The sequence below is a fragment of the Phyllobacterium ifriqiyense genome (assembly GCF_030817885.1).
GTDB lineage: Bacteria > Pseudomonadota > Alphaproteobacteria > Rhizobiales > Rhizobiaceae > Phyllobacterium > Phyllobacterium ifriqiyense.
The window spans coordinates 113,918-133,899 of record NZ_JAUSZT010000002.1 but is presented as its reverse complement, the minus strand read 5'-3'; the positions used below and the strand labels follow the sequence as shown (position 1 = coordinate 133,899).

At 54.7% G+C, this 19,982-nt stretch carries 22 protein-coding genes and 1 pseudogene; 13 read left to right on the top strand and 10 right to left on the bottom strand.

Going from position 1 to position 19,982, the window contains the following annotated elements:
• Positions 1 to 9: 9 nt before the first annotated feature.
• From QFZ34_RS02280 to fae, 6 genes are all read left to right on the top strand, one after another.
• On the top strand, positions 10 to 906 hold the full coding sequence (locus QFZ34_RS02280; protein WP_307276352.1) for an NAD(P)-dependent methylenetetrahydromethanopterin dehydrogenase: 897 nt from the start codon (positions 10 to 12) through the stop codon (positions 904 to 906).
• Positions 872 to 2,005 (top strand): ATP-grasp domain-containing protein, encoded by a 1,134-nt coding sequence (locus QFZ34_RS02275; RefSeq protein WP_307276349.1) that lies wholly within the window; start codon positions 872 to 874, stop codon positions 2,003 to 2,005. Before QFZ34_RS02280 ends, QFZ34_RS02275 begins: the two co-directional genes overlap by 35 nt.
• The gene (mch, locus tag QFZ34_RS02270) at positions 2,002 to 2,955 is read left to right on the top strand and encodes a methenyltetrahydromethanopterin cyclohydrolase (RefSeq protein ID WP_307276344.1); all 954 of its coding nucleotides are present in this window, start codon (positions 2,002 to 2,004) and stop codon (positions 2,953 to 2,955) included. Before QFZ34_RS02275 ends, mch begins: the two co-directional genes overlap by 4 nt.
• A gap of 11 nt (positions 2,956 to 2,966) precedes the next feature.
• The gene (locus tag QFZ34_RS02265) at positions 2,967 to 3,881 is read left to right on the top strand and encodes an ATP-grasp domain-containing protein (RefSeq protein WP_307276341.1); all 915 of its coding nucleotides are present in this window, start codon (positions 2,967 to 2,969) and stop codon (positions 3,879 to 3,881) included.
• The gene (locus tag QFZ34_RS02260) at positions 3,878 to 4,741 is read left to right on the top strand and encodes a triphosphoribosyl-dephospho-CoA synthase (protein ID WP_307276338.1); all 864 of its coding nucleotides are present in this window, start codon (positions 3,878 to 3,880) and stop codon (positions 4,739 to 4,741) included. The genes QFZ34_RS02265 and QFZ34_RS02260 overlap by 4 nt, the downstream gene beginning before the upstream one ends.
• Positions 4,742 to 4,894: 153 nt before the next feature.
• The gene (gene fae / locus QFZ34_RS02255) at positions 4,895 to 5,401 is read left to right on the top strand and encodes a formaldehyde-activating enzyme (protein WP_115054086.1); all 507 of its coding nucleotides are present in this window, start codon (positions 4,895 to 4,897) and stop codon (positions 5,399 to 5,401) included.
• A gap of 137 nt (positions 5,402 to 5,538) precedes the next feature.
• Here fae and QFZ34_RS02250 read toward each other — a convergent pair whose 3' ends face one another.
• Complete coding sequence (locus tag QFZ34_RS02250; RefSeq protein WP_307276333.1) at positions 5,539 to 6,237, bottom strand: HisA/HisF-related TIM barrel protein; 699 nt, start codon at positions 6,235 to 6,237, stop codon at positions 5,539 to 5,541.
• Between the two features lie 27 nt (positions 6,238 to 6,264).
• On the opposite strand from QFZ34_RS02250, the gene QFZ34_RS02245 reads away from it, so the two are divergent.
• Positions 6,265 to 7,329, top strand: coding sequence for a hydantoinase/oxoprolinase family protein (locus QFZ34_RS02245; protein ID WP_307276330.1), 1,065 nt, complete (start codon positions 6,265 to 6,267; stop codon positions 7,327 to 7,329).
• 13 nt (positions 7,330 to 7,342) lie between these two features.
• On the opposite strand, the gene QFZ34_RS02240 is transcribed toward QFZ34_RS02245, so the two are convergent.
• Genes QFZ34_RS02240 through QFZ34_RS02220 form a run of 5 tightly spaced genes read right to left on the bottom strand, consistent with a single transcriptional unit; the run spans position 7,343 to position 11,648 of the window.
• On the bottom strand, positions 7,343 to 7,906 hold the full coding sequence (locus tag QFZ34_RS02240) for a DUF447 domain-containing protein (RefSeq protein WP_115053895.1): 564 nt from the start codon (positions 7,904 to 7,906) through the stop codon (positions 7,343 to 7,345).
• Positions 7,903 to 9,303 (bottom strand): DUF6513 domain-containing protein, encoded by a 1,401-nt coding sequence (locus tag QFZ34_RS02235; RefSeq protein WP_307276326.1) that lies wholly within the window; start codon positions 9,301 to 9,303, stop codon positions 7,903 to 7,905. The genes QFZ34_RS02240 and QFZ34_RS02235 overlap by 4 nt, the downstream gene beginning before the upstream one ends.
• A complete protein-coding gene (locus tag QFZ34_RS02230; protein WP_307276323.1) occupies positions 9,296 to 9,847 on the bottom strand; it encodes a flavoprotein in 552 nt (183 codons plus the stop codon). Before QFZ34_RS02230 ends, QFZ34_RS02235 begins: the two co-directional genes overlap by 8 nt.
• Positions 9,844 to 10,479, bottom strand: a complete 636-nt coding sequence (locus tag QFZ34_RS02225; RefSeq protein WP_307276321.1) for an amino acid kinase family protein — start codon at positions 10,477 to 10,479, stop codon at positions 9,844 to 9,846. The genes QFZ34_RS02230 and QFZ34_RS02225 overlap by 4 nt, the downstream gene beginning before the upstream one ends.
• Positions 10,476 to 11,648 (bottom strand): (5-formylfuran-3-yl)methyl phosphate synthase, encoded by a 1,173-nt coding sequence (locus QFZ34_RS02220; protein ID WP_307276318.1) that lies wholly within the window; start codon positions 11,646 to 11,648, stop codon positions 10,476 to 10,478. The genes QFZ34_RS02225 and QFZ34_RS02220 overlap by 4 nt, the downstream gene beginning before the upstream one ends.
• Positions 11,649 to 11,898: 250 nt before the next feature.
• On the opposite strand from QFZ34_RS02220, the gene QFZ34_RS02215 reads away from it, so the two are divergent.
• The 6 genes and pseudogenes from QFZ34_RS02215 to QFZ34_RS02190 all read left to right on the top strand — a co-directional run bounded on the left by QFZ34_RS02215 (position 11,899) and on the right by QFZ34_RS02190 (position 16,892).
• The gene (locus tag QFZ34_RS02215) at positions 11,899 to 13,038 is read left to right on the top strand and encodes a lanthanide ABC transporter ABC transporter substrate-binding protein PedA1 (protein ID WP_307276316.1); all 1,140 of its coding nucleotides are present in this window, start codon (positions 11,899 to 11,901) and stop codon (positions 13,036 to 13,038) included.
• Between the two features lie 29 nt (positions 13,039 to 13,067).
• On the top strand, positions 13,068 to 14,045 hold the full coding sequence (locus QFZ34_RS02210; protein ID WP_370878673.1) for a YVTN family beta-propeller repeat protein: 978 nt from the start codon (positions 13,068 to 13,070) through the stop codon (positions 14,043 to 14,045).
• Positions 14,046 to 14,072: 27 nt separating this feature from the next.
• Positions 14,073 to 14,570, top strand: coding sequence for a cupredoxin domain-containing protein (locus QFZ34_RS02205; RefSeq protein ID WP_307276313.1), 498 nt, complete (start codon positions 14,073 to 14,075; stop codon positions 14,568 to 14,570).
• A 40-nt stretch (positions 14,571 to 14,610) separates the two neighbouring features.
• Positions 14,611 to 15,415: pseudogene (locus QFZ34_RS02200) on the top strand (ABC transporter ATP-binding protein).
• A complete protein-coding gene (locus QFZ34_RS02195) occupies positions 15,415 to 16,266 on the top strand; it encodes a lanthanide ABC transporter permease protein PedC (RefSeq protein WP_307276310.1) in 852 nt (283 codons plus the stop codon). Before QFZ34_RS02200 ends, QFZ34_RS02195 begins: the two are co-directional and overlap by 1 nt.
• Positions 16,263 to 16,892 (top strand): hypothetical protein, encoded by a 630-nt coding sequence (locus QFZ34_RS02190; RefSeq protein ID WP_307276308.1) that lies wholly within the window; start codon positions 16,263 to 16,265, stop codon positions 16,890 to 16,892. Before QFZ34_RS02195 ends, QFZ34_RS02190 begins: the two co-directional genes overlap by 4 nt.
• Here QFZ34_RS02190 and pqqE read toward each other — a convergent pair.
• Genes pqqE through pqqB form a run of 4 tightly spaced genes read right to left on the bottom strand, consistent with a single transcriptional unit; the run spans position 16,882 to position 19,974 of the window.
• A complete protein-coding gene (gene pqqE / locus QFZ34_RS02185; RefSeq protein ID WP_307276306.1) occupies positions 16,882 to 17,994 on the bottom strand; it encodes a pyrroloquinoline quinone biosynthesis protein PqqE in 1,113 nt (370 codons plus the stop codon). The two genes, QFZ34_RS02190 and pqqE, sit on opposite strands and share 11 nt — an antisense overlap.
• Positions 17,994 to 18,290 (bottom strand): pyrroloquinoline quinone biosynthesis peptide chaperone PqqD, encoded by a 297-nt coding sequence (gene pqqD / locus QFZ34_RS02180; protein ID WP_115053906.1) that lies wholly within the window; start codon positions 18,288 to 18,290, stop codon positions 17,994 to 17,996. The genes pqqE and pqqD overlap by 1 nt, the downstream gene beginning before the upstream one ends.
• Positions 18,287 to 19,042 (bottom strand): pyrroloquinoline-quinone synthase PqqC, encoded by a 756-nt coding sequence (gene pqqC, locus QFZ34_RS02175; RefSeq protein WP_307276301.1) that lies wholly within the window; start codon positions 19,040 to 19,042, stop codon positions 18,287 to 18,289. Before pqqC ends, pqqD begins: the two co-directional genes overlap by 4 nt.
• The gene (pqqB, locus tag QFZ34_RS02170) at positions 19,039 to 19,974 is read right to left on the bottom strand and encodes a pyrroloquinoline quinone biosynthesis protein PqqB (RefSeq protein WP_307276299.1); all 936 of its coding nucleotides are present in this window, start codon (positions 19,972 to 19,974) and stop codon (positions 19,039 to 19,041) included. Before pqqB ends, pqqC begins: the two co-directional genes overlap by 4 nt.
• Between the last annotated feature and the right edge of the window lie 8 nt (positions 19,975 to 19,982).

Below are 19,982 nucleotides of genomic sequence, written 5' to 3'. Positions count from 1 at the left end.
AACGGAAAATTGAGCCGTAAAACCATCCTCCACATGCTGACACCTCTCCGGCAAATGAGCCCATTTGACGTCAATATGGCGCTCGACGCAGGCTATGACTCAGTGATGGCCTATACCGATGTTACTCTTGCTGATGTCGGAAATCTTGTTCAGGACGCTATCTTCTCCCGTCCTCCCGATGCCGGCGTCGCGACAGGCATATTTTTAGCCGGCAAAGATGCGCCGGTGGCGCTCGACATGCTCAACGCGGCAAGAAAAGCAATGGTTCCGCCCTTTGCCATCTCGGTGTTTGCCGATCCAGCTGGGTCCTTTACCACCGCAGCAGCTATGGTTGCCAAGGTTGAAAAAGCGCTCGCGAAATATCATGACCGCAAATTGAAAGACACAAGAATTGCGATCTTTGGTGCAACTGGTGTTGTCGGATACTGTACAGCCGTTATCGCGGCGGAACACGGTGCAAAGGTCACGATCGTTGGGCACGATGGAATGGAACGCGTGAAGACGCTCGCCGCCTCCATGAAAGCCAGGTTCAATGTCACAGTGGATCCAGTCGATGGTTCGACGGAGCCCCATAAGAAATCAATCCTGCAGGAGGCGCAAGTCGTCTTGGCGGCGGCAAAGGCTGGTGTGCAAGTCCTATCAATGACGCAGTTGAAGGCAGCAACTGCGCTTCTTGTGGCGGCAGATGTAAATGCTGTCCCTCCGGCAGGCATTGAAGGCCTGAAGGTCAACGCAAATGGCGAGCCACTCAATGCGACCAATGCCGTCGGCATTGGTGCACTCTCGATCGGCAACATCAAATACAAGACTCAAGCTGGTTTGTTCGAACAGATGATCAAGGCGAAGAAACCTGTCATCTATGATTTCCGGGATGCGTTCACCCTTGCTCGCGATCTTGCCAAATAGCGCGGTTCTGATTGCCGCTGTTTCGGGACGTGCTCTGGCTGCAGCAGCGCGGCGAGCGGGGCTGCGCCCTTTGGTGGCCGATCTCTTCAACGACAGCGATACTCTGGCTCTTGCCGAGCGGGCGATCAAGCTTTCTGGAAGCCTGCAGGATGGAATCGGGGAAGTGGCGCTTCTTGAAGCGTTGAAAGAACTGGCGGGCGACGAAATGCCGGTTGCACTCATCTACGGTTCCGGATTCGAGGCTAACCCGGGCGTGATCGATGCGATATCGCGCAGATTTGCCGTTGCCGGAAACAGTGCGCAGACCATCCGAGCGGTAAAAGATCCGGTCAATCTGCAACGGTTATGCCGCCAAATCGGCATTCCGCATCCGGCAATTGCTTTTGAAGCTCCCAACGATCTAAAAAATTGGCTGGTAAAGCGCTCAGGCGCCGCAGGCGGCTCTCATGTCAGGCAGGCGCGCGACAGCTCCGTCGGTCGGCAGCATTACTATCAGCGATTTATATCCGGCAGAAACCTTTCGGCATTGTTTCTGGCTGATCGCAAAAGAGCCAACATGATCGGGTTCAGCCGCCAATGGGTCTCTCCAACCAGTCAAACTCCCTTCCGGTATGGTGGGGCGGTCCGGCTCGGCCGTTACGACAGAAAAAAAGCGGCGCTGATTGAAACCTGGCTCAATGCCCTGGTTGAGATAACCGGTCTCGTTGGATTGTGCAGCGCCGACTTCATCGATGATCGGGATTTGCATCTCATTGAAATCAATCCGCGCCCGGGAGCAACGCTTGACATTTTCGACTGTGAAGAGACGCCGCTCCTTTTGGAGCATATGCGCGCGACGATTGGATCGGATATTCAGATTCCGTCCTATGCAGGTTCCAGTGCATCGGGGATCGCCTATGCCGACAAGGCGTTAGGCTCGTTTCCCGATGTCAACTGGCCAGTTTTCACGGCCGATCATCAGATATCGGGGACCGCACTGCAGGCGGGCGATCCCATTTGTACAGTCTTTGCCACGGCTCCCTCCGCTTCTGCAGCGATGAAAGCCGTGAAGGACCGCATCAAACAGATTGCGGTTAACTGGAGGGAGGAATATCGATGAGAAATGGCCATGCCTATTTGAATCACAGCGCGCAACAGCTGACCATCAGGATGATTGAGGACGCTTCTAGGCTGGGTATTTTACATAGCCGCGGCAGTCTCGGCGAGCAGCTGATAGATGCGGGGGCAAACTGCCAAGGTGGCATTGAGGCCGGGTTGCGTATTATCGAAATCTGTTTGGGCGGGCTCGGCACGGTATCAACGGTGATGAACAATGACCCGTGGCCATACGCCCTTACAGTGCGCTCGTCACAACCCGTCCTTGCATGCCTTGCGAGCCAGTATGCGGGGTGGAATCTCTCGCATGAAGAATATTTCGCCATGGGTTCTGGTCCGGCGCGTGCACTGGCGCGTGTCGAGCCACTATTCCAGGAAATCGATTATCGCGAACCCGATGCAAAAGCTTCGGTTGTCATCCTGGAGACGGCAGAACCCCCACCCCCTGCTGTTGTCGACAAGGTTTCCAAGGCAACGGGCATTGCCCCCGATGGGCTGACGTTCATCTATGCTCCAACGCAAAGCCTTACGGGGGCCGTGCAGATCGTTGGCCGTGTGCTCGAAGTTGCCATGCACAAAGCGCATGATCTGGGGTTTGCCTTGAATGATATTGTCGACGGTATTGGTACAGCCCCCATTCCCGCCCCGCATCCGGATTTCCTGACGGCCATGGGTAGGACGAATGATGCGATCATCTATGGCGGAACCGTGCAATTGTTCGTGAAAGGCGATGCGAACGCTGCCCGTCAACTGGCTGCACAGCTGCCCAGCCATACCTCACACGATCACGGCCAGCCGTTCGCCGATACATTCAAGAAGTTCAAAGGAGACTTTTATGCCATAGACCCGCGTCTTTTCAGTCCTGCCCGGGTCATTGTCACGGCGATTGAAACGGGCGATACCTTCCGTAACGGCAGCATCCACCAAAAAATGCTCGAGCGGTCACTGGGTTAGGGCAGAAGATCATGGCAGAAACTATACTCATTCTTTCCGACCGGATCGACCGGCAGGTCAGGGAACTCCGGACGGCACTGCGTAAACGTGGCATGACCGTTTTGACCTATCCGCTTTCGGATATCGGCTTTGATAGCCGCTACCCCTCCGGCATTGCAATCCCTGGCATGAATGGCGTTCTGCCGGATGCTTCTATTGTGCGTTCGATTTCTTCAGGAACATTTGAAGCAATCACCCGCAGGCTTGGCGTTTTGCATGCGCTCGCTCATCTCGGCGTGCCCGTGTGGAATTCGGCAAAAGCCGTCGAGCGATGCGTCGACAAATCCACGACTACATTCTTTCTCACACAGGCTGGCTTGCCAACTCCCGAAACCTTTGCCGTGGAAAGCCTCGCCAATGCCAAGGCCGTGGCCGTGCGCGAGCTGAGCAAGGGACCACTGGTGCTCAAACCGCTTTTCGGCTCGCAGGGGCGCGGTATCCGGCTTATCCATAACATTGACGATCTGCCCGATCCGGAAGAAATTGACGATGTCTATTATCTGCAGCGTTTCGTGGCACGATCGGGTGCACCTTACTGCGATTACCGGGTTTTCACTTGTGCCGGCAAGGTGCTCGGCATGATGGAACGCCGCGCCGAAGGCTGGATAACCAATATCGCCAAGGGCGGCAAAGGACAGACTGTCGTCGGGCCATTGCGGGCGGAGTTGGAAAAGCTGGCTCTTGCCGCCTCTGCCGCCATCGGGACCGACTTCGCCGGAGTTGACATTATTCCGGCATCGGATGGCAGGCTTCTCATTCTCGAGGTGAACAGCATGCCCGCCTGGACCGGATTGCAGTCTGTCGTTCCTATACGGATCGCGGAAAGCATTGCGGATGCCCTTGTCTTCATGATTGCGCCAAGTTTATCCGAAAGACCTGCGGCGTGACTTTGACGAGGCAACAAGTCAGGCAAGCCTACATCTATGCGTGCTATCAGGAAATCGAGGCTCTGAAGCCAGGCAATGTGCATCGTTTTGCCGATGGCCACCGTATGACTGCCCAGCAATTCCTGGCCAGTGCACAAGTGTCTGCAGCCTCGATATCCAATCGCGCCCTTTCCGTTGGAGAGCGGATTCTGGATGCCGTCAAGGCGACGTCGCTCAAGGTCGGTACGAACACCAATCTTGGAATTCTTCTCCTTTGTGCGCCCTTGGCGAAAACTGCTGAAATGTCGGCAGGCGACCTTGAAACCGGGATAAAGGCGACCCTGCAAAGCCTGGGTACAGAGGACGCCCGCAATATATTTGACGCCATTGTGCATGCGCGCCCCGGCGGGCTTGGTTCAGCGCCCGAGCACGATGTCAACGATGCGCCCGACGTATCACTGCTGGAAGCAATGGGAGCTGCTGCGGACCGCGACATGATCGCTCGGCAATATGTGACCGGTTTTTCCGACATTCTTGATGGAGGGCTTCAGGCACATATGGCTGCAACGGACTGCGGTGAGCAGGACATGTGGCCGACCGTTTTCGTCTACCTTCATTTCCTTTCAAACTTTGTGGACAGTCACATCGTTCGCAAGCACAGTGTCGCAATCGCTGAACAGACAAGAAATGAAGCGCGGCAAATCCTGGATAAAGTACGGGGCATTCGAGATGGCAGGGAGCGTGAAAAACTGCTCCTTTCCTTTGATGCCAGGCTAAAGGCTGCAAACGTCAATCCTGGAACATCGGCAGACCTGACCGTGGCATGCCTTTTTGCATTCAAACTCAACTGGCTCTTGCATAATGGCCATGTAAATGCTTGAATTTAAGCAGCGGATTTCATCCGCTGCTATCTGGCCAACCGACCCCATCCAAGGGTGCTGTGAACAAGGATAGCTGTCCATCGAGAGTCGTGTCTCGAGTGTACGGCGTCTGTGGACATACCTTTTGGAAACGGTTTAGGGAGGAATTTGGCCGTGGCAAAAATCAATAAAGTTATGGTTGGCGAATCGCTGATTGGCGATGGGAATGAAGTTGCGCATATCGATCTGTTGATCGGGCCGCGTGGCAGCGCAGTTGAAACAGCATTCTGCAATGCTCTGACCAACAACAAGGACGGGTTTACGTCTCTTCTTGCGGTCATAGCGCCCAATATGGCCTGCAAACCGAACACGATCCTGTTCAACAAGGTGACCATCAAAGGAGCAAAGCAGGCTGTCCAGATGTTCGGTCCCGCACAGCATGCTGTGGCGAAGGCTGTTCAGGACAGTGTTGCCGATGGCACAATCCCGGCTGACGAAGCCGATGATGTCTTTATCTGCGTTGGCGTCTTCATTCACTGGGAAGCAGAGGATGATGCCAAAATCCAGGACTTTAACTATCGCGCGACCAAGGAAGCCATCGAAAGGGCGGTGACCGGCAAGCCTACAGCGGCGGAAGCAACTGCAGCCCGCGATTCAGTCAAGCATCCATTCAGCGCTTAGACACGAGACAACCCCGCACAGAGTTCGCCCTCTGTCGAAACCGATGGCCTGTTGCGCCGGTTGGCAAAACGTCTGGGTTTTTGAACTGAAGATTGGGGGGAAATGGCAATTTCTTCCCAATTCTTGTCTGACTATAATCACTGGAGGAGACCGGCAATCGCCTGCCGGTTCAATGTTCCATCGTGCAGTGATGTCGCCACGAGCGCGCCGGAAATGCCGATCTCCTCCAGGCGCTCGAGATCGTGGATATTTCGGATACCACCTGCAGCCATGACAATGCGCCCGTCGGCTCGTTGTTTGATTGCTTTTAGCCGGTCGAAATCCGGCCCGATACCGGCTCCAATGCGCCGAAGGGTCATAACGATAATGCGCTCGGGCCAGTCTGCATTGCTTTCAAGAATGGATGAAGGTCCGATAAACTCATCACCGCGAAAATCCAGCGACAGAACCAATTGTGCGTGGTTGCGCAAAGCTCGAAGCAGGGATGCATCTTGCTGAGATTCAGACCCAAGAACGGGGCAGATACCCCTCTTGGCCAAAATTGTCTCAAACTGATGCAACTGCGAAAAACCGGCATCGAGCCATATTTTGTAGCTGTCGAGGAGAGGCTCAATCCTGGCCAAGACGGTCTCTGTTGAGTCACGGTGCAAAATTGCGTCGAGGTCGGCAATATAAAATGCTTCGAATGGATGGACTGTTCGCAAGCCGTTGGCGACATCCAGCAGCCGGGCCGTTTGACTCAAGGGTGTCTCAATCGGGCGATAGCATTCGCGCTCACCCATGCGAGCACGAACAACAAACCCATCTTTAATGTCGAGTACCGGAATGATATGCACGTTAAAAATCCAAGGAACAGTCTGTCCATGAAATCCCGATTTGCCAACGAAAGAAAGCCCTTGATCAATGGTTGGGATATTGGCGGTGCGCATCTCAAGATGGCGCGCTGCCAAAACGGCATGATCGTTTCGGCTGAAATTTTCAAAACACCTCTGTGGCTGGGATTGGATCAAACGCGCAATGCCCTGCGTGCATTCCAACCTGCACCGCAAAAAGATGTGTTCAACATTTTTACTATGACTGGTGAACTTTCCGATACGTTCGCCTCGCGGGATGCGGGCATCGCAGCCTTGCTTGATTTTATCGAGGAAGAGTTTGGTAGCAAAAACACACTGATTTACGCTGGCCGTGCGAACTTCTGCACAATCAGCGCCGCGCGCAAACTGGGCGGCGACATTGCATCAGCCAACTGGCACGCCACATCCTCGCTCACCGCAAAGTTGGCCGGTAATGGCCTGTTTGTTGATATGGGCTCCACGACAACGGATATTCTGGCATTTAAAAATTCTGAACTGGCCAATATTGGCTATACGGATGCCGAGAGACTGCTCAGCGGCGAGCTGGTCTACACTGGATTTTCCCGTTCGGCACTCATCGGCATAGCAGCGCTGGTTCCCGTGCGCGGTGCCATGACACCCCTGATGAATGAATATTTCGCCAACACCGCCGACATTGGCCGCATTCTGGGCACTCTTGAAGAGACGGATGACAAATATCCGTCTGCCGATCGTCGACCGAAAACCTTGGCGGACTCCATGGAACGCATAGCCAGAATGGTTGGACGGGATCGAAGCGATCTCGATGATCAAGAATGGATGGAGATTGCACGTTGGTTCAGCGAGCACCAGCTACGCATGATCCACGACGGGGCTTTTCGTGTTGCACAAATACTTGGACCTGATGGCTCCGCCCCCGTGGTGGGTGCAGGGATCGGCCGTCCGCAGGTCGCTGCATTGGCCAAGCGATTAAACCGGCCCTATCTTGATTTTGGTACATTGATACCGGCGAGCGACAATGTCCGTGAGGCAGCCGCCAAAGCGGCGCCGGCCGCGGCAGTCGCCGTTCTCGGCTCAATTCACCTGCAATCGTGACCCCACCTTGCCATTAACTTGCCGGTTGCTGATCCGTGACTTTTTGCATGAGCCATGACCATGCCTCAAGCTCGTCCGGACCCGCGGTTTTTTCGATAGCGATTTTCAGATAGTCTATCTCTGCGGCAACCTTTTCGGGCGGTAGCATTTGCAGGCGGCTGACGAGAATGGCAAGCTCCAGAACCGCCGCCTTGGCACGGTTCAGCCCCGTATAGGGAGCATGTATCGCCTCTGATATAACCTTGCAGATATGCCGGGGACGCAATTCATCATTTTCAACGGAAACCACTTCGAGGACAGAGTGGCTAAGGGCTGATTTGAGTCTGGGAACGGGACAATCATCTACCGGGACCGTCGGCCAGTCTTTGCGGCCGGTAAGACAACCGGCGAAAATTCTCATGTCATCGGTGTAATTGGCTATGGCAAAAGGCACGGCCGCTAAGTTTTCCAAGGTTTTTGAGGGCCGGAACGGGGCTATTATCCAGCCTTGACCATGCTGGATAATGCCCAGCGGCGCAATGTGGATAACGCCGTCGCCGCTCATGGTTGTGACGATTGTTTCCCTGATATAGGTCAAGTCGTCTTATCCTTTTTTCCACGAAGCGTATGTCCCGCTTCCGCCAGCCTGAGGCGATCTTTTGGTTTGCCCGGTGTGCCGACACCCCATTCAAGTGGTTCGTCCTGACTATAGCGCTTGCCAAGTTTCCATGCGATCTCGGCCTTTGTTAATTCCGCTCCCAGATAAAACGCATGCGCGCCATCTGTCTCAACGCTCAGAGCGGGGAAAAACTCGAATGCATCTTGTTCCACGCTGTGCCCCTTGGAATTGAACACATGCACACCATCAGGCGCCGTCATGATCCGGAAATTAGCATCGCGCACATCAGCAGCCAGGGTCGCAATATCCTGTACACTGCTGGGATAGGGTTTGCGGTCATGCACCTGCAGCAGCCCGGCATCATAACCGCGAGGCAGGGAATGATCCTGTTTGGCCGCGAACATGATACGGCGGGCGCGATCATGCTCCTCGACGGTACGGACGGTATGAGGGCTGACATTGACCACCAGTACATTGCCGATCGAAAGCTCCGAACAAATTCCTGCAAGCAGAGCGGTGACACCGGATGAATCGGCATCGGTAAGTTCAGTAAGATTGCCTGTACCCATCATCATCGGAATGGTGGGCCAGCGGCGGCGTGCCTCCAAAAACCGCCCGATCGACGTGCTGAAACCGAAGTGAATTGGGTCGAGCACGGGATCAGCAATGAAGCTGATCTTTGCGGCTTGCGCAGCCGTGATTGCCCTGCCAAGAGAGTCAAGATCGCCGGCATCGGCGGGAATGAGAACCGGCGTAACCGGATATTTGGTTGCCAGTTGCAGGGTATGTTCGGTCAAGCTGAGAAGAAAATCAGCACCGGCCGCCGCGCCCGTCTCCAATTCTTCAACATTGGCTGAATCAACACTGACGGACAGGCCCTTTTTCTTCAGGCTGCGCACGGCACCGGCAAGATGCGGAAAGGGTGTTTCAGGCAGGCAGCCCAAATCAACCACGTCGGCACCGGCATCGGCCAACTGCATTGCCCGCCGCGTAAGTTCATCCAGGGAAAGCGATGATGCATCGACTATTTCAGCAAATATCCGCATATCGTGGCCGGATAAATCCACCGGCTTTCCTGCCCGCCCGAGAAAGGCCGGCAGATCGGCGACTTCATCGGGACCACGCATGAACGCGATGCCGTAGTGCTGGCTCAAACTGTCAAGTTTGCCGCGATAGCGGCCCGGAAGAATGATGCGGTCCGCTTTGATCGGCATTTTCAGGCGCCGCACGATGATATCTTCGGTCATCAGGGCGGCAACCTTGACCCCTATATCTACGATCTCATAAGTGAAGGCAGACGTATCGATGCCCGCAAGAATGCGCTCCAGTCGCGCATGAGCCAGATGCCCGGTAACGAAAATCAGGTGTTCACTCATCACCACCAAGCTCGCTTTGACGGCGTTCGATCACCTCCACCAGCTCGGCCAGGGATTCCACAACCAGCGTCCATTCGTAGTGCTTGAGTTTTTCCGTATTCTCAAGATCAATGGGTCTGGGATAGACCTTTACCATGCCGCCGGGGCTCATCGTTTCAAGTTCCGGCGCAGTATCACAGGCGAAAACGATACTTGGTATCCGGCATTTTCCCGCTTGCGCGTATACGTTGGTCGGCAGCGAATCCGATATCCCGGCCACGCACTTTGCCACAGTGTTCGAGGTAGCCGGGGCAATGACCGCCGTATGATACACACCCGAATAAAAGCCGCCGACGGGTACGGAACTTGCAGTCTTGTCGTGGAGAACGCGCGTCGTGGCGGGAAAGTCCAGTTCACGTTTATACATGCGCAACACTTCATTGGCCGCCTTTGAGACAAAGACATCGCAATGTTTGAGGGTGCGGATCAGTTCGAAACTCTCGATAAAGAAATGTCCTGAGCCTGTCAGCGCCCAAGCCCAGCGCGGTGTATGCAGTCGGGTCATCGCAGGCTCATCGCTTCAATTTGTCTGTCCTGCAGGATTAAACTGCCCGGTATCTTCGTCAACGGCAAATCGAGCCAATTCATGATTTGCGGGCCGGCAATATGAACGCGGATATCGCCGGTGAGCATGGCCGTCAACATGCCATCGACAATACCGGCCGCCGCAAGCTCCTCGAGCGTTGGAAAATGCTGATACTCATCCGTCTGCTTGATGAGAAGCATATCGTCAGCGCTCAAGACGCCTGCCAGCCAGGCAGATAGACTATCCGAGGTGATATCCCACGAACAGGGAATATCGGCAGCGCCGATCGTCATCGCCGAGGGAAGCCACACCGGCGTGTGTCCCATATAGAGGAATGCCTCGATTTCGTGAACTGTGCGCGCCATACGCAGGCTGGGATGACGTTCCGCAATGGCAATACCAAATTGGTCCATGGCAAGGATCGCCATGGCATGGGCCGCCTGATCGGAGTAATCGAGCCGGCGCTGCGATATCCGCACCTGGTCGGCAAATGGTCCGCCACCTGGCACGATAACAACCGGAAATGCCGCATTTACGATGGCATCGATCCAATGTTGCATCTGCGTTTCGCCGGCCGTGCTCCCCCCAAGTTTCACGATGGCAGGTTTCATGGCGATTTGTGCCCGATCTGGATAGGAGCGCCCCTCGGCTTGATCAACGAGGCTTTTATCTCATTTTTGCGCTCGATTTCCACGCCGACGCCCCCGGCGCCCAGTTCAAGTTTTTCCGCCCGCACCGTGACGTGGGTAACCCGCGGATTTTCAAGAATGAAGGAAGCGATCTGCTCTGCGAGCGTTTCCACCAATTCCACATGTCCACGCGCCACAATAGCGCGAATGCCGTCCATGATCAGGTCGTAGGATACAACATGACGCATATCTTCGGGGTTGCGGGTTACACGCAAAACATCAGCCGTAACATCAAAACTGACATTTTGGGATTTCCCGTGCTCGAAGCTGTATGCCCCGATCTGCACAGGCAGGACAAAGGCACGAACGAATATCTTGTCGGCGCCAAGTCCAGCCTGTGCGGGATCGGGATAATATCCCCGAGCAGCCAGCAGCTTATAGTCGACCCTGGCCGGCGGCCCGTTCTCCTGCACGGCGGGAATGAGGCCGCGTATTTTTATTGCGGCACCAAGATCGATGGCCGCAGTGCGGTCACGCCTCGAACACAGCGCGCCGCGAAAACCGAGATAGTCCGGACTATAAGCCAGAAGCCTGGGAACGTCCGGAGCTTCGAGCGATCCCGCCACTCCGACCATTAATCCGCGCGCCTGGCCTTCCTTGATAAAATTGCCGATCTGGTCGGGCGCCATATGAGCGAGCAAACGTCCCTTGGACTTGTCTGCGGTGTCAATCATTACACCGTGGAAGCCATTTGCCTTTAGCCGGTCTAACAGGTCACTGCCATATTTGTCCTTGTAGTCGGCAAACAATACGCCGATCAATTTATTGTGTGCAGCAACAGACCTCAGTGCCTCCATGCAACCACTCAAATTCGGAGACGGAAAAAAGCCGATCTTGATATAGTCGGCACCCGTGGCAGCAAAACGCTCGGCCGTCGCCCTGATGATTTCAGGCTCCATCGGAAGGTCGCCGCAGGCGGCGCTCACTGCGCACCTCCCACCAACAAAATCAATAATTTCCAATACTTTGCCGGTATCAACGGCACCAAGCGCTCCATTTGCCGGATCCTTCAGGTCGATGATATCCGCCCCGCTCTGGAAGATGAGTTCGGCTTCCTCGCGGTTCTGAACACTGGCCAACATTCTTGCCATTACAGCACACCCCGGGCACGACGAAATCCGTTTGTTTCGAAAGAAAAGCTGACACCAAGGGTTGAGATTATAGCGGGGTTGTTTACAACCATTTTTGGGCACCTCTGTTCTTGATCAACCCGCCATCGCATGAATGGCGGCATGTATGAATGGTATGGTTATGAAGAGTACGGTGCCAATCACTCTCACGTTTTTATTCGCCTTTTTTTTGCTGTTCGTCAACGTCTGTGAGCCATACGCTCAAAGTTCCTTGACAAACAAGGCAACAAAGCCCGTCGTGGAAACCCGGATTGGCTATCTGCGCGCTTATGAGCCGCAACTGGCGCTTTCGGTCTTGAATGTTCCACCCCGTGACGAAGGGGTTGCTGGTGCGAATGTCGCTGTCAACGACAACAACACGACGGGGAAATTCCTTGGCCAAAGCTTTGTGCTGGACGTCTTGGAGACAAAGTTCGATGCCGATGTGGTCCCCGCATTCAGGCAGATGGTGAGCCGGGGTGACCGTTTCATCCTGACCGACATTTCCGCAAAGCAACTATTGTCCATTGCGCAAATTGCAAAAGAAGCGGGTGTCGTCCTGTTCAATGTCGGCGCAACGGACGATATCCTGCGCGAGGAGGAATGCCGCGCCGACATTTTTCACACAGCGCCCACTCGGACAATGTTGGCCGATGGTATGGCGCAATATCTGGTGTGGAAACAATGGCGCAAATGGGTTCTGCTTTATGGCTCCCATGAACGGGACGGGCTTTATGCGCAAGCAGTACGACGGGCAGCCACGCGATTTGGCGCAACCATCGTTGAGGAACGCATATACGAAGATAAGGGTACTGCCCGCAGAACCGACAGTGGCATCGTGCAGGTGCAAAAACAGATGCCAGTCTTCACCCAGAACCTACCGGAGCATGATGTTGTCATCGTCGCAGACGAAAGCGAAGTTTTCGGCAGCTATGTTCCCTATCGCACATGGACACCCCGGCCCGTCGCCGGGACGGCCGGTCTGATCGCGTCCAGCTGGCATCCGGCCAGCGAACAATGGGGCGGAACCCAGATCCAGAACCGCTTCAACAAGACGATCGGCCGCCGGATGCTTTCCAAAGACATGCAGGCCTGGACCGCTGTACGCATTCTTGGCGAGGCAACAACGCGCGTCAAATCCAACGACCCAAAACAGGTTGAGAACTACCTTAAATCGCAGGATTTTTCGATTGCAGCCTTCAAGGGACAAAAACTCAGCTTCCGCGACTGGAACTGGCAGCTGAGGCAGCCAATCCTGATTGGCGACGCGGACGGAGTTGTCTCGACATCGCCGCAGGAAGGATTTCTCCATCAGTTTTCGGAACTCGACACGCTGGGAGTGGATCGGCCTGAGACAAAGTGCCGGCTTTGATCACAACGCAATTTCAAGGGGAGGACAAAATGCACCGACACATGTGCCTGCTTGCTGCGGCCGCAGCAGCAATGCCGTTTCTTATACAGCCCGCCTGGGCAAACATGGTCTACGTGTCTAACGAAAAGGACAATACGGTCACCGTCATTGACTCCAAAACCATGGAGGTGGTCAAGACGATCAATGTCGGACAAAGGCCGCGCGGCATTACAATTTCTCACGACGGAAAACTCATTTACGTGTGTGCCAGCGACGATGATACAGTCGAGATCATAGATGCTGCCACCAACGAGATTGTTGGTTCTTTGCCGTCAGGGCCGGATCCTGAACTTTTCGTCCTATCACCAGATGGCAAGACGCTTTACGTTGCCAATGAGGATGACAATCTGGTGACCGCGATCGACATTGAAGGAAAAACCGTCATCGCCGAGATCCCGGTGGGGGTAGAACCTGAAGGAATGGGCGTTAGTCCCGACGGAAAAACCATTGTCAACACCTCTGAAACCACCAACATGGCTCATTTCATCGATACCTCGACTCATGAAATCACCGATAATGTCCTGGTGGATTCCCGCCCGCGCTTTGCCGAATTCAAACCGGACGGATCTGAGGTCTGGGTCTCGGCCGAAATCGGCGGCACCGTATCAGTGATCGATAACAAAACGCGTGAAGTCAAACACAAGATCACCTTTGAAGTGCAGGGCCTGCGCTCTGAGCAAATCCAGCCCGTAGGCATACGCATCACCGCGGATGGCAAAAAAGCCTATGTGGCACTGGGCCCTGCCAATCGTGTTGCCGTGATCAACACGCAAACCTACGAGGTGGAAAAATATGTACTGGTGGGCCAGCGTGTATGGCAGCTCGCCTTCCTGCCTGATGGCAAAACGATCATCAGCACAAATGGCCTATCGAATGACATTACCTTCATCGACACTGCGACCGACGAACCGATCAAATCCGTCACGGTCGGACAATTGCCGTGGGGCGTTGCCGTATCGCCGAACTGACATGAGCTTTCAAGGGAGGATAGACAAATGACCAACTACAAGACACTGGCATTGGCGGCACTTTTTGGTGTTCTGATTGCTCAATCGCCGGCATTCGCACAGGCCGATGACGAAGATGACGATGACGCACAGGCTGCCCCGAAGACGGAGACGCAGGCCAAGACGCAGGCCGTGACCCGCGCCAGCAAAAACGTGCCGGAGCTCATCCTTGGCTCAAAAGATGATGAGTTTACCGTAAACCAGAAGGATTTCGAGCTGGTGGCAGGACAGGGATACCGTTGGAAGATCACGTCCGCGGCAGGGTTGGAATATAAGTTTGCAACCGATCTGTTCAGGAATGTCTGGATGAACCAGATCGTCATCAATGATCTTGAAGTCCATATGAACGGCGCCCCGGCCTGGCTGGAATTTGATGCGCCCGGCACCATCAATGTCCAGTTTACCGCCGTGCGTCCGGGCAAGTATACATGGTCGGTGCCCGACCTTGCTGACAAAGGCATGAAGGGTACAATAACTATCAAATAGCAGCCGTGACAGGCAATTGCACACGACCAGGGGAATTTTGATGGTTACGAATGCCGGACTGAAAGACACTCCCGGCAAACCCTTGCCTGAAACCGATGTCCCGGCGCTCGAGCTGGTTTCGGTGAGTTATTCCTATGGTAAACGCCAGGCGCTTGACGATGTCACGTTTTCGATAGTGCCTGGTACTTTTGCCGTGCTTTTGGGATTGAACGGCGCCGGCAAGACCACACTTTTCTCCCTTATCAGCCACCTTTACGCAACGCGTCATGGCCACATCCACGTGTTCGGCCACGATATAGACCGCAGACCCGGCAATGCATTACGACGCATTGGGCATTGTGTTTCAGGCGCGCACGCTTGATCTTGATCTTTCCATTTACCAGAACCTGTCTTACCACGCTTCGCTTCATGGCATAGGAAAGCGGGATGCAGACCTGCGCATCCACGAGTTCATGCAGTCCATCGATATGAGCGACAGGCTGCATGAAAAGACCCGCAGTCTTTCGGGCGGGCAGATAAGGCGAGTGGAAATCATTCGTGCATTGATCCACCGACCCTCTCTGCTTCTCCTCGATGAAGCAACAGTGGGCCTGGATATCAAATCCCGCGCAACGATCCTTGCCGACATTCGCAAGCTCGTCCAGGAAAAGAACATAAGCGTGCTGTGGGCTACGCATCTCATCGATGAGGTTGGCCACGCCGATCAGATCATCGTGCTCAACCAAGGCAGGCTCGTCGCGAACGGACCAGTGGGCGAAGTGGTAAAAGATGCGGGAGCGCAGACGATCAATGAGGCCTTTTCCCGGCTGACAGGCGTTCTGGCGCTCGATACGGGGAGGCAATAATGAGTCAGGCCACAGCAGGCAATGTTCCGCACAATCGTTTTGGCACCGTGCAATATCTTACATGCCTGAAAGGCATTCTTGTCCGCGAGGGCTTGCGCTATCTCAATCAGCGCGAGCGATTTGTTTCCTCTCTGGTGCGGCCCTTGTTGTGGTTGTTCATATTTGCGGCCGGGTTTCGTCAGGTGCTGGGTGTCTCAATCATCCCACCCTATCAGACCTACGTACTTTATGAAGTTTATATCACACCGGGATTATGCGGGATGATCCTGTTGTTCAGCGGAATGCAGTCATCGCTGTCCATGGTTTATGACCGTGAAATGGGCAATATGCGTACCCTGCTCGTCAGCCCGTTTCCGCGCTGGTTCCTTCTGGTTTCTAAATTGCTTGCTGGCGTCGCGGTTTCAATCATCCAGGTTTACGCTTTCCTTTTTGTGGCCTGGCTGTGGGATGTGAAAGCGCCGGTACAGGGTTACTTTCTGATCTTGCCTGCCTTGTTCCTCTCGGGAATGATGCTGGGTGCTCTCGGCATGCTGCTTTCCTCCCTGGTCAAGCAGTTGGAAAACTTCGCGGGTATCATGAATTTCGTGATCTTCCCGATGTATTTCGCTTCATCCGCACTTTACCCGCTCTGGCGCGTACAGGAATCGAGCCCCCTTCTTTACAAGATATGCCTGCTTAACCCTTTCTCCTACGCTGTAGAATTAATCCGCTTTGCATTTTACGGGCAGATCGAATGGCTGTCTCTGGCTGTCGTTTGCAGTTTTATAGTTCTCTTCATCGCTGGTGCAATTATTGCCTACGACCCCTCAAGAGGCATTGTTGTCAAAAAACAAGAAGGAGGCAACACATGACCCGGACTGCCTTGGGGGCCATGATGGTCCTGTGCGCCAGTGCGGCGTCCATATTTCCAGCTTTTGCTGCAGCAAATAACGATCCAAGCTGGCCCTGCATTCAACGCAAGGTTCCGGCTCTTTCGCTTGGTCAGGTCTGGGATGGTCCGGATATCCCCGAAGCGGCGGCAAAATGGAATACAGATTCGCAAATCCAGGGTCTGGTCAGCGAGCTTGCGGCACGGCGATTACCGCTCGAGGATGCGCAGAAGCGGATCACTGAACTCGCCGACAGTCTCCCGCAGGAGCAGGTCAACAGCAAGATGTTTCTGCTGTTCCAGGGATTGTTCGATACGCTTAATGGTGAGCGCGTCCAAGTTATGGCGGGGATTTCCCGTTATGCGGCAAAGCAGAGGGATATGGCGGCTGATCTGCGCCAGGAAGCCTCCAAGGTTGATGCGCTGCGCGCCAGGCCCGATACGGACCCAGAAGAACTTGATCGACTCGATCAACGATTGACATGGGAAACACGCATCTATGACGAGCGGGTGCATTCGCTGACTTATGTCTGCGAAGTGCCCATCATCATCGAACAGCGTCTTTATGGACTATCGAAGACGATTACCCGAGCCCTGATCAGACCATAGGCTCACTCATACGCCCTATTCGGCGATAGGCAAATGTGCCGTCAGATGATTTCTTACCGGTCGCCTGGTCGATCAACGCTCCCATCCGATCATGGAACGGCGACTTGATGCATGCGGGATCGCTCGCAGCAGCATCACCGGCAATGGCCATAGCCTGGCAGCGGCACCCTCCCCAATCGATCTCCTTACGCTCACAGCTTCTGCAGGGTTCCTGCATCCAGTCTGTACCGCGAAACGCTTTGAACGCTGCAGAATCGTGCCATATCTCACTCAATGGCCTGTCTCCAAAGCGCTCGAACTGCAAGGTCTTGATTGTAGCGGCAGCATGGCATGGCAAGACGGTTCCATCCGGAGCAACCATGAAAGCATCCCGTGCCCAGCCGCCCATGCAGGGTTTGGGGTAGATGGCGAAGTAATCGGGTGTGACAAAATCAATGGTCATTATGCCACGCAACCGCTCTTGTGCTTCTTCAACGATCAGCACCTGGCGCTCTACCGCAGCCCGCTGCGGCATGAGAGCATCGCGATTAAGGAGCGCCCAGCCTGCATATTGCACATTGGCGATCTCCAGCCGTTCTGCTCCAAGGTCAAGCGCAAGATCAATAAAATCCGGCACCTCGTTCATGTTATGACGGTGGATGGGGGCGTTTATTGTCAACGGCAACCCCGTTGCCCTTACGCGCCGGGCAGTTTCAATTTTCTTCTCATGAGCCCCGCGAGCGTTTCCGATTTTCTCCGTCGTGGTGGCAAACGCGCCCTGGAAGCTGAGCTGTATATGATCGAGCCCGGCTTCGGCCAGCGCCTCAATGCGCCCTTCGGCGATTCCAACACCGGCGGTAATGAGGTTGGTGTATACACCCCGCTGGGCAAGGCAACGGACAAGTTCCACAAGATCAGTCCGCAATGTCGGCTCTCCGCCCGAAAGGTGCACCTGCAGCACACCGAGATCCGCAGCCTGCTCGAAGAGGGAAATCCAGCCGCCGGTATCCATTTCGCGGTTGGCCTTGAGAAGCTCGACAGGATTGGAGCAATATGCACATTGCAACGGACACCGATGGGTAAGCTCTGCCAGCATACCTATGGGGGGAAGTACAGGTTCCATTACAACTCCACCAAAAATTTGTCGGACCATTCCTGCAGGAAGCCCGTTACATCCAAAGTGATCTCTGTTTCATCCGCTCCATATTGGTCTGCAAGGATGGCAATCATTTGCGTAACCTCATTGCGCCCGTTGCAAAGCCGCAAAATGTCAAGGCTGACTTCGTTGGGCCAGAATATCCGTTCTGGTGACAGCAAAGCCCATGCACCGCGCACCTTATCATACTGGAGCCTCGCATGCTTTTTCAGGGCTGGACGCGACTGCGGTGATACGATCGCACGGATGCGGGTCTCACTCATGATACCTCCGGAACGAAAGCGCCGGGGGGAATATTGCCCTTTTGTCCGTAGGCATGGGACAGGGCATCAAGCATGGCCCATAATACATCACACTTGAATACAAGAGCATTGATCACTGCCTGCTGCTTTTCGGGAGTATTGGCATGCTCCATCACGTAAGCCAGCGCGAAATCCGAATCGCGGGAGGCGAGCGCCGGACGCTTGTCGAAATAGGCCAGGATGTCCTTTGTTATATAGTCATACTTTGCCAGCATTGCGGGCACGCGTTCGGTTATGATGACGGGTGAAAACAATTCGGTGAGCGATGAGGCGACCGCCTCCAGCATCGTTTTGTTACTGCAGTAGGAAAGATATGCGCCAACGGCAAATCGTGTAGCCGGCAAAACTTTCCTCTCACTCTTGACCATGTCTGCATCCAGGCCCAGTCCCGTCGCCAGCTTGAGCCAGCGCGCAATTCCGCCATTCCAACCGTCATCACCGTCATGATCTTCGATACGCTTGCGCCAATGCGCCCGGAATTCCGGGTCTTCGGAGCGCATGAGGATTGCAGCATCCTTGCGCGGAATAACCGACTGATAGGAGTAACGGTTGAGCGCCCACGCCTGCATCTGCCCCTTGGTGAGGGCCCCGCTTGTCATCTGATGGTGAAACGGATGCTTGTTGTGATAACGGGCAGCGCCAACCTCCCGGAGAACGGCTTCCAGTTCGCGGGGTGACAAGCCATTGCGTGCCGCATCATCAAATTCGCTCAAAGCCGGATCTCCATACCATCGAATGCCACCTTCCAACCGGCCCGCACCACAGCGGCATGTTCGGGCGAAGTGGCATCCAGAATCGGGTTTGTATTGTTGATGTGCACATATATCCGCTTCCTGATCCCAAGCGCACCGATCGCAGCCATGGAACCATCGTCTCCAGCGATGTGAATATGCCCCATACGTGCTCCGGTTTTTACCCCGACACCTGCACGGATCATCTCGTCATCCGTAAAGACTGTTCCATCGAACAACAGACATTGCGCATTGGTCAGCCTCGCTTTCAGACTCTCTTCTATGCGGGCACAGCCGGGAATGTAAAACGCCGCAGCGCCGTCGGGCGATGAGATCTTCAGGCCGACCGCGTCGCCGTCCTGTGTGCCGAAATTATTGTCGCCCAATGCCGGATCTTCAAGAAACAATGCTACTTTCCCGGGCACCGGAAAGGTCTCGACAGTGATTCCCGTCGTCATTGCATCAGTGCCGACAATCGTTGTTTGCCTGTTCAGGACAAGCTCCCGCCGTTCCACTATCGACCGGTCAAGAACTTTGAAAATCGAATTACTGTCGAGAACATCAAGAACACGGCGCGAAGCATAAAGCACAAACGGCTCACGCTCGCGCATGCTCAGCAGCCCGGCAATATGATCGACATCAGCATTTGTCAGTACGACAGCCCTGATGGGTGTCGAGCGCAGCGGGCCGTCAGGCTTGGGTTGCAGTTCCGGCGTTGCAGCAATTTGCTGGCGAATATCCGGAGAAGCATTCAACAAGACCCAATCATTCCCGTTCGCACTTGCGGCAAGACTCGATTGGGTCCGGGCGCGAACATTTGCTTGGCCATTCCATGCAGCACGACTCAACTGGTAATTGCAATTCCATTGGGGAAAACCGCCACCTGCTGCGGAACCAATGATCTTTAATCGCATCAGGCTGT